Origin of the sequence: Metabacillus mesotrionivorans (assembly GCF_052171315.1) — a bacterium.
Taxonomy (GTDB): domain Bacteria; phylum Bacillota; class Bacilli; order Bacillales; family Bacillaceae; genus Bacillus_P.
In genome coordinates this window covers 13,742-30,357 of record NZ_JBQMFF010000011.1, presented here as the reverse complement: position 1 = coordinate 30,357, position 16,616 = coordinate 13,742, and the positions used below count along the sequence as shown (strand labels likewise).

Sequence of the window (16,616 nt, the reverse complement as noted above, 5' to 3'; positions counted from 1 at the left end):
TGTATGGAATAATATGGACTATATAGTCGGTTTTATAAAAAGGAAGGGCGGGCTACATGTGGCTCCAATTGTATCAGAGGAATATAAGGAGAAAAAGAAGCGGCATATTCTGGACAGCTCTCTGAAAGCTTTCGGAGAAAAAGGATTTCAGCTGGCCACCATCGATGACATTGTAGCAGAATCCGGATTGAGCAAAGGAGCCATCTATAACTATTTCAAAAGCAAGGAAGACATTTATCTGCAGCTGATGCAAAGGAAGACAGAAGAGAATATAGCAGGGTTAAAAGAACGTTTCCGTAAAAAGGAAACGGCCGAAGAAAAGCTCAGACAGTTCTTCGAAAACTATCTGGAGATCAAGCTTTCACCGGACTGGCAGCGGATGATTGGCGTTCACCTTGAATTTTGGATTCATTCAGGACGGGATGAAGAGCTGAAACGGGTGATGACCGCACGGTATGAAGAGGTTTACCGGACGCTGCTGATAGAGATTTTGCAGGAAGGAATTGATCAGTTGGAATTCCGGCCGAATGCGGACCCCGCTATTATCTCGTCATTGGTATGGGGAACAATTGACGGCACCTGCCTTCATTATTCTGTCATCGGAAACGATTATCCGTTCCGGGAACAGATGAAGACACTTGAAGAAATGGTGTTTATGTACGTAAGAAAAGGGGAGAGAGAATGATCACATGTAAGCGGCTGTCCGAATGTACACTCCATGATGCACTGATTGCGTGGAACAAGGGGTTTGAAGGCTATGATTTTGATATGACTCTCACACTTGAAGCATTTCTGAACAGACTTGTATTTGAGAATCTTTCTCCTGCGCTGTCAATTGTGGCTTTTGACGGCACAGAACCCGTGGGGCTGATCTTAAACGGCATCAGGTCCATTGACGGGAAAACCGTCTCCTGGAACGGCGGCACCGGAGTTGCCCCTGCATACCGAAGCAAAGGCGTCGGGAAAAGGATGATGGAAGAAGTCCTGTCCATCTATGAAAAAGAAGGAGTCCACACAGCCACACTTGAAGCACTTTCGCATAATGAACGGGCGATCAGTCTGTATGAGAAAATGGGATATCAGACAGCAGATCAGCTTATTCACCTTGGTTATTCGGCTCCACTGACACTCGATTTGCCCCATGGACCGCATGATATTCACTGGAAAAAGCCGCATGATTTAGCGGAGCACTCTTTTTGCAGCAAACTGATTCCATGGCAGGTGCAGTGGCAGAACATTCGTGACGGTGAAGCGCTGCTTGCGGTTGAAAACGGAAAAACGATTGGCTATGCCCTTTCAAAACGCAAATACGACGAAGAAGGAAAGCTTTCCGGGATTCTCCTGTTTCAGTGCGAAGCTCATCCTGAGCATGAAAACAAAGAAGGCGTCCTTAAATCCTTGCTGCACGAAGCGTTTGCGTTTTCAAATAAAGCTGACGTCAGCAGGACAGCTGTGAATTTCAGGAGATCTCATTCTGTCTGCGGCATTCTTGAAGACGAGGGATTCATCGTAAAAGCAGAGCAGGTCTTTATGGTAAAAGAGATGACTGCATAAAGTTCAGTCCTCTGCAGACCCTATGAGAAAAAGAAAGCGGGTGCTGCACATGAACCGGATCCTGATTCTTCTGCTTATGTGTTTTTCGGCTGTTCTTGTTCAGGGACAGACTCAAGCCGCGGCTGAAGATCGCGTTCAGTCTTACGAAGAGTACGGAAGAGTAGCTATGAAGAAAACGATGGAAAAATACCCTGGTGCACAGATCACCGATTATCTTCATGTCGGAAAAAAGACAAAAGGCGCCATCTCAACAGAAACGTTCAAGCTTGTGTTAAAGGAGCGGGGCAAAACGTTTGAGATCTTTGTGTTTGTGGAATACAGTGAAAAGACGAAAAAGGTAACGAAGGTTACATTCAAAGATGCATAAAAGAAACGGATGGCAAATGCCTCCGTTTCTTTTTTTGCCTTTTTTTAAAAAAGTTTACAAATAGAATTGACATTGATTGCCATAAGGATATATAGTTAATTACATAAGTAACTAACCAATGAACATACAGGAAAAGGGGTCAGTCATATGAATCCATTTTTAGACACTGACAGGCCGATATTTCAGCAGATTGCAGAACAGGTTGAAGACGATATCATCAATGGCTTAGTGCAGGAAGGAGAAAGGGTACCGTCAACGAATGAATTTGCAGCGCACTATCAGATTAATCCTGCGACAGCGGCCAAGGGAATTAACCAGCTTGTTGAAAAAGGCATTCTATTTAAGAAAAGGGGAATTGGGATGTTTGTAGCAGACGGGGCAAAGAGCAAGCTGATTCATCAGCGCAAGGAGCAGTTTTTTGAAGCCTATATTCTGCCGCTGAAATCCGAGGCGCAAAAGCTGAACATCAGCGTGAGCGATTTGAAAGAGATGCTTGAAAAAGGGGGCGGGGCAAATGAACGTTAGCATCACGGGATTAACAAAAGAATATGGGAAAAAGAAAGCATTGGACGCTATTACAATGCAACTTGAAGGGAATAAAATCTACGGCCTTCTCGGCAGAAATGGAGCAGGCAAAACCACGCTGATGCAGATCCTTGCGGGGCAGGTCATGCCTGATGGCGGCGAGGTCCTGATAGGCGGACAGAAGCCATTTGAAAATCAGACGATTACAGAATCGATCTGCCTCATCAATGAAAGCGAAAATTTTAAAAAAGGAATGAAAATCGGTGACATTTTCAAGTTTGCAGGTTTTTTCTACCCGAACTGGAGCCCTGAAACAGCTGAAAAACTCCTTGAGGAATTTTCACTGGATAAGAAAATGAAAGTTAAATCACTGTCAAAAGGAATGGAATCTGCGCTCGGAATCACAGTAGGACTCGCAAGCCGCTCGCCTATCACCATCTTTGATGAACCGTATATTGGCCTTGATGCTGCAGCCAGAAGCAGATTTTACGATCTTCTTCTGGAAGAATATGAGGTCCAGGAAAGAACGTTCATCCTTTCCACACACCTGATCGATGAAGTCAGCAGGCTGCTTGAAGAAGTGCTGATTGTTTCGGACGGAAAGCTTTTGATGCAGAAAAATGCCGATGAGCTGCGTGAGGAATCGTTTATCGTAAACGGCCCAAGATCAGATGTATCCGCATTTACAGCAGGAAAGAATGTCATTCACCGGAAAGCATTCGGCAGCATGGAACAGGCGGTGCTGTATGGGGAAAGCAAATCTGAGGCCCAAAAAGCAGGACTCAAAGTAGAGCATGTGCCTGTGCAGGAATTGATGATTTACTTGACAGAAAAAACGAAAGGCGGGGTTTCAGCATGATCAGACAGTGCCGCGGCATACTGCTGTTTGAAGTATTGGATATTCGGAATTCCCTGGTTATTTTCTGGAGTATCCTCGTTGCGAGTATGGCTTTATCCTTCGGAATTCAGTTCTCAACCGGAGGGAATTTAACGGTCTCAAGCGGAATGGCCGTTTACATTTTCAGCTCGATTGCAGGTTTCCTGACAGTAAAAGAAACGTACCCGACCAGCATAAAAATGGGTGCAACAAGACGGAATTATTATGTGACGACAAGTCTGTTTCTGCTGATGCTCGCATTGTTTATGGCTGCTTCCCATACAGTAATGATTATCGTTCTTGAAGCTCTGGAAGGCTTTGGGCCAGGTGAGTTTAAATTGTATTATCTTTCAATGGTTCTTGAAAGCGATCTTCCGTACTTGACGAATTTTTATGTGGATACAGCCGTTTGTTTTTTCCTGCAGGCTATGTTTTTCATACTCGGCAGTATTTTTTACCGCTTTGGTCTCCTTGGAGGATATGCTGCCATCGGTCTTGCTGCCGTCCTGCTGTTCATTCCATCGGTTCGTGATGAATTCATAGCAGCGGTGTTCAAGTTATTGGGAGAACAGGCACTTGCGTATTACGGCGGTCTAATGGGAATTGGCGCTCTTCTTTTAGTCTTAGGGTGGTTCGTTCTCATAAAAGCAGGCGCCAAGTCGGTGATGACAAGATAAACAGAAAGCAGACCGTTGCCGGTTTGCTTTTTTCTGTTTTTAAGAGATTAGAGGAAGAGGAACAAGCATATATATGTGTGAAAGGCTTGGCCGCACAGGCTGCTGAAATATGAAAAGAAAAGGAGCCATTATGAAGGAGCTACTTTACACATTGCTTGAGATGCTTGCAGATCTTGGATATTACGGGATTGCGCTCGGTTTGATGATTGAAATCATTCCGAGTGAAATTGTGCTTGGCTACGGAGGATATTTGATCTCGCTCGGGCGGGTGGACTTTACAGGTGCTGTCGTCGCCGGCGTTGTTGGCGGAACACTAGCCCAGCTGTTTCTTTATTGGATGGGGTATTACGGAGGAAGGCCTTTTCTTGAGAGGTTTGGAAAATATCTTTTCATCAGCAGCCATCATCTGGATCTTTCGGAAAAATGGTTTGAAAAATACGGAGCGGGTGTTATTTTCACAGCAAGATTTATCCCTGTTGTCAGGCACGCCATCTCCATCCCTGCGGGGATTGGGAGAATGCCGCTCTGGAGATTCACCGTGTACACGGCTGCAGCCATGGTTCCCTGGACCATTTTCTTTTTATATATGGGCATTCAGCTTGGCACGAACTGGACGCAAATTAAAGAAGCCGCAGAGCCGTTTGTGCTGCCGATGATTCTCATTATGACACTTGTTGGTATTGGCTATTATTTAATGAAAAAAAATGAAGCAGGAGAAAAAAGAATTTAAGCGAATTAAACAAACGTTTGATTAAATGTATGTTCAATGCGTTTAGGGCTATTAATAATAGTAGAATGCGCGGCAAGGGGGATGTGAATGTTCAGCCAGTACAGCAAGCTAGCAACGGAAGTATACGATTTAGACAAGCCGGTGGGCCATTCCTTTGGAGATCTGGAGTTTTACAGAGAACGTCTGCGTGAAGTGAAGGGAAGAATCCTTGAGCCGGGTGCGGGTTCTGGAAGGGTGTATATTCCTTTGCTTGAGGACGGATTCGCAATTGAGGGCTTGGATACCTCGGCACATATGCTGGACTCATGCAGAAAACGCTGTGAGGAAAGAGGACTTCGTCCAGTGCTCACAGAAGCAAGCATGAGTGAATTTAAGCTTCCCGGCAAATTCGAGGCCATTATTTTGCCTGCGGGCACTTTTCTTTTAATTGAGGACAGAAGAGAATCTATCCATGCGCTGAAGAATTTTTATGACCATTTAACAGAGGGCGGCCGACTTATTCTGGATCTTGACCTGCAGCCGGAAAAACAGCTGAATCAAGTGTTTACAAGTACGTGGGAAACGCCCGATCAGCACATCATCACAATGGAGGCAAAGCAGGTTGAGTACAGCGTGCTTGAGCAGTATTCCGTCACCTATCTGAAGTATGAAAAGTGGAAAGACGGAAAGCTTTCAGAAACCGAGCTGCAGAGGTTTGCCATGAGATGGTACGGAGTGAAGGAATTTAAGCTGATTCTCGAACGCCTCGGCTTTACGGACATTGTCATTTCGGCGGATTATACATATGGAAAAGCACCGGAGCATGACCGGCAGACGATAACTTTTGAAGCTGTAAAACCGGAATAATGAAAAAGGAAGAGGGCTGAACAGAGATGGTTTGGCCCTTTCTTTGTGTGTGCTGAAAAAGAATTGACCATTTATCTTGTTGAAGAAGAAATGCAGGCGTTAAACGATCTGTTAAAGGATGTGGTCTATTGAAAAAAGCCGTTCTCATTGCTGGTGTCTTTTTAGCTTTGCTTGCGCTTGCTGCGTATGTGAATAAATGGTATTACCCTCCTGTTCCGATAAGCGGAATAACGGCAAAAGAAGCTATTGAAAGACTGAAAAACACGGATCGTAAAATAGTTGATATTGCTCCGGAAAACGGTCATGTCTGGTACATCACACGCACTGAAAATAAAGGTGTTTCCATTGCAGATAAATATGTTAAACAAATGCTTGCGGCCAATGGATGGAAATTCAAACGAAAAGACGGCAGCGGTTTGTTCTTCGAAAAAGATGGTGAAAGATTAATCGCTTCCACTCAAATGTGGACGAAAAAGTATGTACTTGTTAAAGTTCCGGATAATTGGTGATTTGGTGGTTTTTGCTGACAGGTGATTGATTAAAGTTTTTAGCCAATACCTCCAGAAAATTAAGTGGACTGAAGCGGAAGGCACTTGACTCCTGCGTGATGAAGAGGGCACTGGAGACCCCGCAAGCGCAGCGAGGAGGCTCCGCACTCCCCGCGGAAAGCAAGTGACTGGAGCGAAAGGGAACAGGTACTTTAAGTGCTAAATTAGAAATAACGCAAAAAACGCTTGGCAAATAAGATCCAAGCGTTTTTGTGCGCCTATTTATCTACTGACTTTTCAAAGCGAGAACGTACCTTGTTTCCGTTTCTTTTCTACAAGCGGCATGACCTGTGCTGAAAAACGCTCCATTTCTTCGAGCTGAGGGGAGAACTGAAGAAGCAGGAGATCAAGCCCAGCTTCTTCATACTCAAGGATCTTGTCAGCGATCTGCTCAGGAGTGCCAATCAGATTTGGACGCAGCCCGCGGTTTGAAACCGAGTAGTCATAGAGCTCAAGCTTTTGTTCAAGCTGGGATTTTGTTGTGAAGTCTTTGTATCCTGCATAGGCGGATGATTCTTTTACATTGGTTATCCGCTTCAGCTCCTGCTGCACTTCTTCTTCGGTATCCCGGCAGATGATATAGGCAGCCATTCCGAACGATTGGAATGGCTCTTTTTCGCGTGCTGCCCGCAGCTGTTTCATGCCGTCAATCTTCGTTTTGATTTCACCAGCCGTTCCCCCGTGCATCACATAGGCATCGCAATGCTCGGCAATCGTTTCTTTTCCGCGCGGGCTTTCTCCTCCTGCATAGAGAATCGGATTAGGCGTTTGCACCGGCTTAGGTGAAAGGCGGGCATTCATCAGGTCATAAAATTTTCCCTGATACGTAAACGTTTCTTTTTCCCAAAGCCCCTTCAGGACTTCAATAAATTCTTCCGTCCGGTCGTAGCGTGCGTCGTGCTCAGTAAAAATGCCGCCGTACTGCCGTGCCTCTTCCTCCCACCAGGCGGAAACAACGTTAAGCGTAAACCGTCCATTGCTGATGTGGTCAATGTTTGCTGCCATCTTTGCCGTGACGGCAGGATTGTGGAAGCCGGGTCTGACAGCTGTCATAATTTCAATTTTCTCCGTGACGGCGGCAAGAGCGGCAGCCGTTGTCCATGCTTCAAGCGAATCGTGCTCAGGTCCCTTTATGTCATTTAAGTAAAGCTCGGCGATAAGGGTGGTGTCATAGCCCCACTCCTCTGCTTTTTGGATTACCTCCTGTGCGTAGGCGTAAGTAGGAGGCATGTTTTCATCTTCAACATTTCTGAGCCATCCTCCGAAGATCGGCAGCCAAAAACCGTATTTCATTGCGGAATCCCCTCTCTCTGCATAAAAAAGCCCCTCTTGTTAGACAAGAGAGGCTGGTTCTGCTGTGCAAGTTCTAGCTCTCATCTCTCAAACAAACTGTTTGCTGGAATTGGCACGGTTTCTGCTGTCAGATCCGTTGCCGAGGCTTCAAAGGGCCATATCCCTCCACCTCTCTTGATAAGAAACGTATGAAATTAGTTGTATCATAAAATAATTTGATTAGTATGTCAATTCTAAAAAATCAGCCCAGCTTCTCCTGAAGGAACTCCGTCACCTGGTCAGGAGTCTTTGCATTCGCGCTGTGAAGATGCCCGAGCTTCTCCCCGTTTTTAAAAATCAGGATACTCGGAATCCCCATAACCTGATATTTTTCTGCGATTTCAGGGAATTCATCTTTATTGATTTCATACCACTCATATGAGGAATAAGATTCCATAATTTCGCCGATAAACATGTTCATTCTTGTACAGTCAGGGCACCAGTCTGCGAAAAATTTGATTAGCACCTCTTGATCTTGGGTAATTAATGTTTGGAACTGCTCTTCTGATGTAATTGGTTTCATGAATCAGACCTCCTTGCCCTTATTTTAATACAAAACGGGTGGTTTGCATGCAGGAAATGCCTGATGCCTGAAAAAAGGGCGGAGTAATTGCCGGTGAAAAACAGGATAAAGGCAAACATTCTTACATCCGCCTGCCTTACTGAAATTGGAAACGCCTTTAAAGGACGCAAATCGTGCCTTTGCCCGAATGTTATAAAGAAATCCATGATGGGCTATAACAATTTGGGCCGAAAGTGATAATATAGTAGAGATGAACTTTTCTTAGGGGGATATCCGCATGAAAATTAAAGTTGGATTATTATATGGAGGCAAGTCCGCAGAGCATCAGGTTTCCCTGCAGACGGCACTTGCTGTTATAAAAGCACTTGATACGAATAAATTTGATATACATCCAATCTACATTTCCGAAAAGGGCGAATGGTTCCGCGGCCCGCAGCTTACAGAGCCGGCTGCTTCACCTGCTGCCCTTCAGTTCAGCCAAAACGGCACAGCGGTTTCTCCGGTTGCGCTGAATGGGGATCTTTTCCCTGCAAAAGCGGATGAAACGAACGAACAAATTGATGTGGTGTTCCCGCTTCTTCACGGACCGAACGGCGAAGACGGCACTGTTCAGGGCATGCTTGAGCTTCTGAACCTTCCGTATGTCGGAAACGGTGTGCTTGCGTCTGCAGCAGGCATGGATAAAGTCATTATGAAAAATTTGTTTGCCCAGGCAGGACTTGAGCAGGCAAACTATGTTTCCTACATTAAGAGCGAGTGGAAAAAGGCGCCTGAAGAAGCTTATGATAAAGTGGAGCAGGAGCTTGGGTATCCATGTTTCGTCAAGCCTGCCAACCTTGGCTCAAGTGTCGGCATCAGCAAGTGCAAAGACCGCGCGTCACTTGAAAAAGCATTCGCGGAAGCATTTGATTATGACCGCAAAATCATTATTGAAGAAGGCATTATCGGACGCGAGATTGAAATCGGCGTCATCGGAAATGATGAGCCGATCTGTTCGGTTGTCGGTGAAGTTGCTCCTAAAAAAGAATTCTATGATTATAAAGCGAAATACGAAGACGGCGACACGGACATGATGATTCCTGCACAGGTTACGGAAGAGGAATATGACCTGATTAAAGAGCTTGCTATTAAGTCCTTTAAGGCAATCGACGGATCAGGACTTGTACGCGCAGACTTTTTCCTGACAGAAGACGGAAGAGCGCTGATCAACGAAGTAAACACAATGCCGGGCTTCACGCCATACAGCATGTTCCCGCTTCTTTGGAAGCATACAGGCGTTGAGTACCCTGAGCTTATCGGACGTCTTGTCGAGCTTGCTCTTGAGCGTCACGAAGGCAAGCAGCAAATTAAGCACACGTTTTAAGGAAAGCCTGGAAACACTATTCGTTAAAGAATAGTGTTTCTTATTCATTATGCAGAAGGCAGCTTACATACAAGAAGGGAGATTATAGATCATGATTAAACGTTCATTGCGCGACATTCAGACAATGGCGGGCGGATCAGGCCTTGCGCCACAGCATGAAAACACCATGATTCATGGCATTACAACGGATTCCAGAAAGATTGAGGCAGGTACACTGTTTGTACCGATAGCAGGCGAAAACTTCGACGGCCATCATTTCGCCGAAAAGGCTCTTGCTGACGGAGCGGCGGCCACTCTTTGGAACCGTTCAAAACCGAACCCTCCTTCAGGTGCTGTCATTCTGGTTGAAGACACATTGGAAGCTCTTCAAACCCTCGCAGGCAGCTACCTTGACCAGCTGAACCTGAAAGTTGTAGGCGTGACAGGAAGCAATGGAAAGACAACCACGAAAGATATGGTGGCAGCTTTACTTTCAACAACGTTCCGTGTCCACAAAACGCAGGGGAATTTCAACAATCATATCGGCATGCCGCTTACAATTCTCAGCATGACGGAAGATACAGAGGTAGCCGTGCTTGAAATGGGCATGAGCAATTTCGGGGAAATTGAACTTCTTTCGAATCTTGCCAAGCCGGATGCTGCGATCATTACCAACATCGGTGAATCACACATGATGAATCTCGGGTCAAGAGAGGGAATTGCAAAAGCCAAGCTTGAAATTGTCAGCGGCCTTAAACCTGAAGGTGTTCTGATTTACGACGGGGAAGAGCCTCTGCTTAAAGAGCGTATTGGGGACGCTTCATATAAGAAGATTTCATTCGGAGCATCTGCTGAAAACACGTATTCTCCCGAGGGAATCAGACACACAGAAAAAGGCACGTTTTTTACCATTCGCGGCCGCGGGGAAGAACTGTTCCTGCCTGTGCTTGGAAAGCATAATGTCGGCAATGCGCTCGCTGCCATAGCAGCAGCTGAATTCCTGGGTGTGACAGAAGAAAAGATCAGCAAAGGGCTGAAGGATATTCAAATGACGGGCATGCGCCTGGAATTGACGAAAACAGAAGGCGGTCTTGCTGTCATCAATGATGCCTATAATGCAAGCCCGACATCCATGAAAGCTGCCATTAGGCTTGCAGGCGATATGGACGGATACAGCCGGAAAATTCTTGTTCTTGGAGATATTCTTGAGCTGGGGGATGACATGCAGGTTCAATTTCACCGTGAGGTTGGCGAAACAATCGATGCAGCCGAAACGCATCATCTTTTCACATACGGAAAGCTCGGGGCAGAAATAGCCGAAGGTGCAAGGAAGAACCTCGATGGCGGAATGATTCACGTTTATCAGGATAAGCAGGAGCTTATTAAAGACCTTAAGCAAACGGCCAAAGCGGGAGACCTTGTTCTTGTAAAAGCTTCGCGCGGAATGAAGCTTGAAGAGGTTGTTCAGGCTCTTCTCTAGTAATGAAATAAAGCAGCCGGTCCTTCTTTTGATCTGTCAGAGAAACACGAAAAGAAAGAGGGAAGGACCTTGGTCCATTACGTTCAGAAAATAAATGGAGAGATAACGAGTACGACAAGTCCGACCCCGATGGAATACGGCGTAAGCTCACTTACAACTTCATATGCACTGTTTTTTAATGCGGTCATGATGAACGCTCCTTTTTGTTTTGAAATATAGTAACCCAGGGTACTTTTTATATACCCGGGTTCTTTTTTTTCAATCCTCTTATTTTTAAAACCCGGTATAAAAATATGTTCATTCGGGAGAGAGTGATATGAAAGGATGCCTTTGTATACATGGATTTACTGGAGCTCCTTATGAAGTGGAGCCTCTCGTCAGCTACCTGCAGCAACGGACGGACTGGGTGCTGAAGTCGCCGACGCTTCCGGGCCACGGTGAAACGCCGAGCCTGAAGGGGATTGAATTCAGCGAATGGATTGCGCATGCTGAAAATGAGCTCAGGGATTTGCTTGAAGAATGTTCCGAGGTCTATATCATAGGCTTTTCAATGGGCGGCTTGATCGCAGCGTATTTGGCCTCGAGGTATCCGGTTGAAAAGCTTGTGCTTCTCAGCGCAGCTGCGCATTACTTAAATCCGCGCCAGATGCTGCTTGATGTAAAAGGGCTGATTGCAGATGCCATCCGGGGAGAAGGCGCAAAGAATGACCTTTTTATCAGATACAGAAAAAAAGTGATGGAAACGCCGATTGCTGCAGCTCTGCAATTCAGAAAGCTCGTCAGGTATATTAGACCATTATTGGAGAAAATAACTATACCTGTACTGATTGTTCAGGGAGAATGTGACGGAATTGTGCCTGTCAAAAGCGCTGTTTATATTTATGAAAAAGTCCGTTCAAGGCAGAAGGAGCTTTGCTTTATGCCGTGTTCAAAGCATCTGATCTGCCACGGGGAAGAGTTTCCCGAGCTTGCAGAAGTGATAGAAAATTTCTTAACGGCACAGACTAAGACAAGTGTGAAATAATACGCCTTGTTGTAAAAGTATATAAAAAGTGATATGATTGAATTTAAGTGTTTACGGGCTTTTATAAGCTAACGTTTTGCCCGATGGGGCGTTTTTTGTTTCACCATACATGAAAGTCTGTGAAGCTATAAGGATTAAAAGGAGTAGAACAAATTGACAATTACGTTTCAAGAACTAGGTATCAGCCCATTATTAATGGACGCCATTAACCGCATGGGGTTTGAAGAAGCTACACCAATTCAGGCACAAACGATTCCGCTTGGGCTTCAAAATAAAGATGTAATCGGCCAGGCGCAAACAGGTACAGGGAAAACAGCTGCATTCGGTATTCCTCTTATTGAAAAGATCGACGTTAAACAAGATAAGATTCAGGGAATCATCATTGCACCGACCCGCGAACTTGCTATCCAGGTATCAGAAGAGCTTTACAAAATCGGTTCATCAAAACGCGTACGTGTACTTCCGATCTACGGTGGACAGGACATTAACCGCCAGATCCGCTCATTGAAGAAATTCCCTCACATCATCGTTGGAACTCCAGGCCGTCTTATTGACCATATTAACCGTAAAACATTGAAATTATCTGATGTTCAGAGTGTTGTTATGGACGAAGCGGACGAAATGCTGAACATGGGATTCATCGAAGACATTGAGAACATTCTTTCAAATGTGCCATCAGAGCACCAGACTTTGCTTTTCTCAGCTACAATGCCTGATCCGATCAGACGCATTGCTGAAAAGTTCATGACGAATCCTGAGATCGTAAAAGTAAAAGCGAAAGAAATGACTGTTACAAACATTCAGCAATTCTTCATCGAAGTACAGGAGAAGAAAAAGTTTGATGTGCTTACACGTCTTCTTGACATCCAGTCACCTGAACTTGCGATTGTTTTCGGACGCACAAAACGCAGAGTAGATGAGCTTTCTGAAGCATTAATGCTAAGAGGCTATGCAGCTGAAGGAATTCACGGCGACCTTACTCAAGCTAAGCGTATGTCTGCATTGCGCAAATTCAAAGAAGGTGCGATTGAAGTTCTTGTAGCAACAGACGTTGCTGCTCGCGGACTTGACATCTCTGGTGTCACTCACGTTTACAACTTCGACGTTCCTCAAGATCCTGAAAGCTATGTACACCGTATCGGCCGTACTGGACGTGCAGGTAAAACAGGAGCTGCGATGACATTCGTAACGCCAAGAGAACAGGATATGCTGAAAATCATCGAGCGCACAACGAAGCGCAAAATGGACCGCATGAAGGCTCCTACTCTAGATGAGGCTCTTGAAGGCCAGCAATCTGTATCTGTTGATAAAATCCGTCAGGCAATCGCTGACAACAACTTATCATTCTACAAGCGCACAGCTGAAGCTTTGCTTGAAGAATTTGATCAAGTTTCTGTTCTTGCAGCAGCGATCAAGCTTATGACGAAAGAGCCGAACCAGACTCCGGTTAACCTGACTGAAGAATCTCCGCTTTACATGAAGCGCGGAGGCGGCAAACGCTCATCTTCTTCAAGCAACCGCAGCGGCGGCGGCAGAAGAGACGGCCAGCGTCCTTACAACAAGAACAACAAACGTTCTTACGGACAGCAGGGCGGAAAGCCGAACAATAACAGCGGCAAACGCCGTTATTCAAACTCTTCATCTTCTAACTAATACAAGTTAAAACGCACTGTGCTTCCTGCACAGTGCGTTTTTTGCATTCAAAAAAGTAATCGCATCCGGAAATGGGAACCCTAAAGTGAAACAGGGAAAGAAGGTGTTCTTTTTGACCATTGTCCGGCTTGGCTATGTAGCCATGAGTGTGAATTTAACCAATTGTTCCCCGTCGCAAACAATGACGTTCGCTCAATTTCAGCGACTGCAGGACAGAGAAGCGGCTATCGAAAAGCTGGCCAGAATTTCTGCCTCAAATCTTGCTAATTGCCTAAGAATCCTCAAGCATAATACGGGTAATGACATTCGGTTTTTCAGATTCAGCTCAAAGCTGATTCCGCTTGCCAATCACCCTGAGGTGAAGGACTTTCACTATTTGCGGGACTTGAAAGAGCCGCTTCAGGAGCTTGGTGACTGGATTCGAAAAACAGGGATGAGGGTCGATTTTCACCCTGATCATTTTGTTCTTCTTAATTCTCCTAAACCTGAAATTATGAATACTTCACTCAGAACCCTGAGTATGCATGAAGTTCTTCTGAGAGGGATGGGTGTCCCGCATGAACACAGATGTGTCATCCACGTGGGAGGGGCATACAGCAACAAGGAAAAAGCGCTTGAGCAGTTCATTCATAACTGGGGGTATGTGCCTGTAAAGCTCCAGGAAATGCTGATGCTTGAAAACGATGATACCGTTTTTACTCTGCAGGATGCATTGTATTTATGCGAGAAGCTTGCCATTCCTCTGGTGTTCGACTATCACCACCACCTCGCAAATCATGAGAAGGATTCAGACTGGAGGAGTCACTGGGACAGGGTGACAGCGAGCTGGGAGCATTCGCCTCTCCCGGTTAAAATGCATATTTCAAGCCCCCGCAGCGATAGTGAGTTCAATGCCCATGCAGAGTACGTGGACCCTGAACTGTTCATGGCGTTCTTGTCAGAAATCAAAGGGAGCGTACCGCAGATTGATTGTATGATTGAAGCGAAGAAGAAGGATGACGCCCTTTTTGCATTGATGGAAAAGATGTGCGCATATCCGAATGTGGAAAAAATAGACGGAGCTTCTTTTTATCTCCGCTAGGGCTGGTCCTGTTCAAGTTCCCCGCATCCCGCTATAATAAATATGGAATCATTTAGAAATAAGTGAAACATATCTATTTCAAAAACGTATAAAAAGAGAGATTTATTTAGGGGGAACACAGATGAGAGACGCACCTAAGCACAGGATCAGCGAACGGGCTTTAAAAGTATGGAAGCTTTCTGCCCTTATTCAGTCAATCATATTTCTGGCAGCGGCCGGGGGACTTGCATATGCGGTTTACGCATTCGATTTTCCAATCTGGATCACCATGGCTGCATTCGGACTTTGGCTGGTGTTTTCGATTGTTTTTATTTTTATCACTCCGAAAATTCAGCACCGTACATGGCGGTATGAAGTGCATGAGAATGAAATTGATATTCAGTCCGGGCTGTTTATAATTACACGCGTGATTGTACCGATGGTAAGAGTGCAGCACGTGAACACAAAGCAGGGACCTCTGCTCAGAAAGCATGACCTTGCAACTGTGACGGTGAGCACGGCGGCAACCGTTCATGAAATACCTGCACTTGATGTGGCGGAGGCGGACCAGCTCCGCGACTTCATCTCAAAGCTTGCGAGGGTGACAGAAGATGATGTCTGAACCGAAAAGACTGCATCCCGCAGCAGCCATTCTGACATTCTTTAAACAGCTGAAAGACGGTTTGTTTCCGTTTGTTGTTCTGTTCTTTGTGAATGACTATAAGCTTTATTTCTTTATCGGCCTTGCCGTCGTTCTGTCAGTCATGGTCATATTCAGCATCATCAGCTGGACGAAATATACCTACAGATTTGAAGAGAATGAGCTTAGGATCGAATACGGTCTTTTTGTGAAAAAGAAAAAATACATACCGGTTGAACGGATTCAGTCCATCAACGAAAGTGCCGGCATTGTCCAGCAGCTGTTCGGCCTTGTTAAACTCCAGCTCGAGACAGCAGGGGGAGGGATTGAGGCTGAGGCTGTGCTGACTGCCGTGACACGTAAAGAAGCACGCCGCATAAATGAGGCTCTGGCAGAGCGGAAAAAAGAAGTTCCAGCTGAAGAAGAGGCTGAAAAACCGGTTGAAGAGCCGGGTTCTGTCTATAAAATCGGGATGAAAGAGCTCCTTGTGGCAGCTTCAACCTCAAGCGGCATTGGTGTTGTGCTCTCAGCCGCTTTTGCATTCATCTCCCAGTTCGACGAGCTGATTCCGTTTGATAAGCTGATAAACCGCGTGTCATTTTTAACAGATGCCAGCATCACGGTTTACGCCATTATCGTATTTCTCGCTTTTTTTATCGCCTGGGTCCTGAGTATTATCGGGGTGTGCCTGAAGTTTGCGAACTTTACAGTCATTAAAAAAGATGAGGATCTGATCATATCCAGAGGTTTATTTGAAAAGCACCAGCTTACAATCCCGCTTGAGCGGATACAGGCTGTGAAAATCAGCGAAAATCCAATCAGGGAGCCGCTTGGCTACGCTACTGTCCATCTTTTGAGTGCAGGGGGCAGCCTGAGCAATCAAAACATGTCAGCTGTCTTATTCCCGCTGATCAAAAAAGCAAAAATTGCAGAGATGTTAAAGGAGTTTGCGCCTGACTATACAATGGAGGAACAGCTGACTCCTCTGTCTAAAAGAGCGAAGAGGGGCTATCTTCTTATCTATACCATCCCCTTCGTCATTCTCTCCTGCATCATCGGCTATTTCTTCGAGCCCTGGGGCTATCTCGCCTTTTTAACCATTCCTGCCGCATTGGCAGCAGGCCTTGCTGCGTTTCGAGCCGGCGGCTGGAATACAAGAGGAGATCAGCTCACGCTTGTCTCCCGGGCAGTGGTCAAAACCACTTATTTGGCCAAAAGAAAGAGAATCCAGGTCCTGGAATGCAAACAGTCGTATTTTCAAAAACGGCTTGAGCTTGCTTCCCTTCAGGCGTCCGCTACGTCTGGATTCGGCGGCACTCATTTTCACGTGAAAGGCGTGGACCTGAAGGATGCCGGGGAAATGTTTGAATGGTATTCTTATGAAAAAAGCGCAAGAAAAGACGCCGTCCTATAATGGGACGGCGTCTTGCTTTAGGAT

At 45.7% G+C, this 16,616-nt stretch carries 18 protein-coding genes and 1 riboswitch; of the genes, 16 read left to right on the top strand and 2 right to left on the bottom strand.

The window, feature by feature from the left end; all coding sequences use genetic code 11:
- The first annotated feature begins 58 nt into the window (after positions 1-58).
- The 9 genes from ACTSEZ_RS19375 to ACTSEZ_RS19335 all read left to right on the top strand — a co-directional run bounded on the left by ACTSEZ_RS19375 (position 59) and on the right by ACTSEZ_RS19335 (position 6,085).
- The gene (locus ACTSEZ_RS19375) at positions 59-685 is read left to right on the top strand and encodes a TetR/AcrR family transcriptional regulator (protein ID WP_282035101.1); all 627 of its coding nucleotides are present in this window, start codon (positions 59-61) and stop codon (positions 683-685) included.
- Positions 682-1,554, top strand: coding sequence for a GNAT family N-acetyltransferase (locus ACTSEZ_RS19370; RefSeq protein WP_369735942.1), 873 nt, complete (start codon positions 682-684; stop codon positions 1,552-1,554). Before ACTSEZ_RS19375 ends, ACTSEZ_RS19370 begins: the two co-directional genes overlap by 4 nt.
- 49 nt (positions 1,555-1,603) lie before the next feature.
- Positions 1,604-1,921: a DUF3889 domain-containing protein gene (locus tag ACTSEZ_RS19365; RefSeq protein ID WP_369735941.1), complete on the top strand. Its 318-nt coding sequence runs from the start codon at positions 1,604-1,606 to the stop codon at positions 1,919-1,921.
- A 147-nt stretch (positions 1,922-2,068) separates the two neighbouring features.
- Complete coding sequence (locus tag ACTSEZ_RS19360; RefSeq protein ID WP_369735940.1) at positions 2,069-2,446, top strand: GntR family transcriptional regulator; 378 nt, start codon at positions 2,069-2,071, stop codon at positions 2,444-2,446.
- On the top strand, positions 2,436-3,305 hold the full coding sequence (locus tag ACTSEZ_RS19355; RefSeq protein WP_369735939.1) for an ABC transporter ATP-binding protein: 870 nt from the start codon (positions 2,436-2,438) through the stop codon (positions 3,303-3,305). Before ACTSEZ_RS19360 ends, ACTSEZ_RS19355 begins: the two co-directional genes overlap by 11 nt.
- Entirely contained in the window at positions 3,302-4,000 is a 699-nt protein-coding gene (locus ACTSEZ_RS19350; protein ID WP_369735938.1) for a hypothetical protein, read from the top strand. The genes ACTSEZ_RS19355 and ACTSEZ_RS19350 overlap by 4 nt, the downstream gene beginning before the upstream one ends.
- Before the next feature lie 130 nt (positions 4,001-4,130).
- Entirely contained in the window at positions 4,131-4,730 is a 600-nt protein-coding gene (gene uptA, locus ACTSEZ_RS19345; RefSeq protein ID WP_369735971.1) for an undecaprenyl phosphate transporter UptA, read from the top strand.
- An 87-nt stretch (positions 4,731-4,817) separates the two neighbouring features.
- A complete protein-coding gene (locus ACTSEZ_RS19340) occupies positions 4,818-5,576 on the top strand; it encodes a class I SAM-dependent methyltransferase (RefSeq protein ID WP_369735937.1) in 759 nt (252 codons plus the stop codon).
- A 128-nt stretch (positions 5,577-5,704) separates the two neighbouring features.
- Entirely contained in the window at positions 5,705-6,085 is a 381-nt protein-coding gene (locus ACTSEZ_RS19335; protein WP_369735936.1) for a hypothetical protein, read from the top strand.
- Between the two features lie 276 nt (positions 6,086-6,361).
- Here ACTSEZ_RS19335 and ACTSEZ_RS19330 read toward each other — a convergent pair whose 3' ends face one another.
- Both ACTSEZ_RS19330 and ACTSEZ_RS19325 read right to left on the bottom strand, forming a co-directional pair.
- Complete coding sequence (locus ACTSEZ_RS19330) at positions 6,362-7,417, bottom strand: LLM class flavin-dependent oxidoreductase (RefSeq protein WP_369735935.1); 1,056 nt, start codon at positions 7,415-7,417, stop codon at positions 6,362-6,364.
- 77 nt (positions 7,418-7,494) lie between these two features.
- A riboswitch (SAM riboswitch) is annotated at positions 7,495-7,601 on the bottom strand.
- Positions 7,602-7,658: 57 nt separating this feature from the next.
- The gene (locus ACTSEZ_RS19325) at positions 7,659-7,979 is read right to left on the bottom strand and encodes a thioredoxin family protein (protein WP_029286402.1); all 321 of its coding nucleotides are present in this window, start codon (positions 7,977-7,979) and stop codon (positions 7,659-7,661) included.
- A 277-nt stretch (positions 7,980-8,256) separates the two neighbouring features.
- Between ACTSEZ_RS19325 and ACTSEZ_RS19320 the strand changes: the two genes are divergently transcribed.
- The 7 genes from ACTSEZ_RS19320 (at position 8,257) to ACTSEZ_RS19290 (ending at position 16,592) form a co-directional block, all read left to right on the top strand.
- Positions 8,257-9,342: a D-alanine--D-alanine ligase gene (locus tag ACTSEZ_RS19320; RefSeq protein WP_369735934.1), complete on the top strand. Its 1,086-nt coding sequence runs from the start codon at positions 8,257-8,259 to the stop codon at positions 9,340-9,342.
- A 91-nt stretch (positions 9,343-9,433) separates the two neighbouring features.
- The gene (locus tag ACTSEZ_RS19315; protein WP_369735933.1) at positions 9,434-10,801 is read left to right on the top strand and encodes a UDP-N-acetylmuramoyl-tripeptide--D-alanyl-D-alanine ligase; all 1,368 of its coding nucleotides are present in this window, start codon (positions 9,434-9,436) and stop codon (positions 10,799-10,801) included.
- Positions 10,802-11,117: 316 nt separating this feature from the next.
- Positions 11,118-11,825 carry an alpha/beta hydrolase gene (locus tag ACTSEZ_RS19310; protein ID WP_369735932.1) on the top strand — a complete coding sequence of 236 codons (708 nt, stop codon included), beginning with the start codon at positions 11,118-11,120 and terminating at the stop codon, positions 11,823-11,825.
- 153 nt (positions 11,826-11,978) lie between these two features.
- Positions 11,979-13,478 (top strand): degradosome RNA helicase CshA, encoded by a 1,500-nt coding sequence (gene cshA / locus ACTSEZ_RS19305; RefSeq protein ID WP_369735931.1) that lies wholly within the window; start codon positions 11,979-11,981, stop codon positions 13,476-13,478.
- Between the two features lie 112 nt (positions 13,479-13,590).
- Positions 13,591-14,559, top strand: coding sequence for a UV DNA damage repair endonuclease UvsE (uvsE, locus tag ACTSEZ_RS19300; protein WP_369735970.1), 969 nt, complete (start codon positions 13,591-13,593; stop codon positions 14,557-14,559).
- A gap of 121 nt (positions 14,560-14,680) precedes the next feature.
- Positions 14,681-15,160 (top strand): PH domain-containing protein, encoded by a 480-nt coding sequence (locus ACTSEZ_RS19295; RefSeq protein ID WP_369735930.1) that lies wholly within the window; start codon positions 14,681-14,683, stop codon positions 15,158-15,160.
- The gene (locus ACTSEZ_RS19290; protein WP_369735929.1) at positions 15,150-16,592 is read left to right on the top strand and encodes a PH domain-containing protein; all 1,443 of its coding nucleotides are present in this window, start codon (positions 15,150-15,152) and stop codon (positions 16,590-16,592) included. Before ACTSEZ_RS19295 ends, ACTSEZ_RS19290 begins: the two co-directional genes overlap by 11 nt.
- The last annotated feature ends 24 nt before the right edge of the window (positions 16,593-16,616 follow it).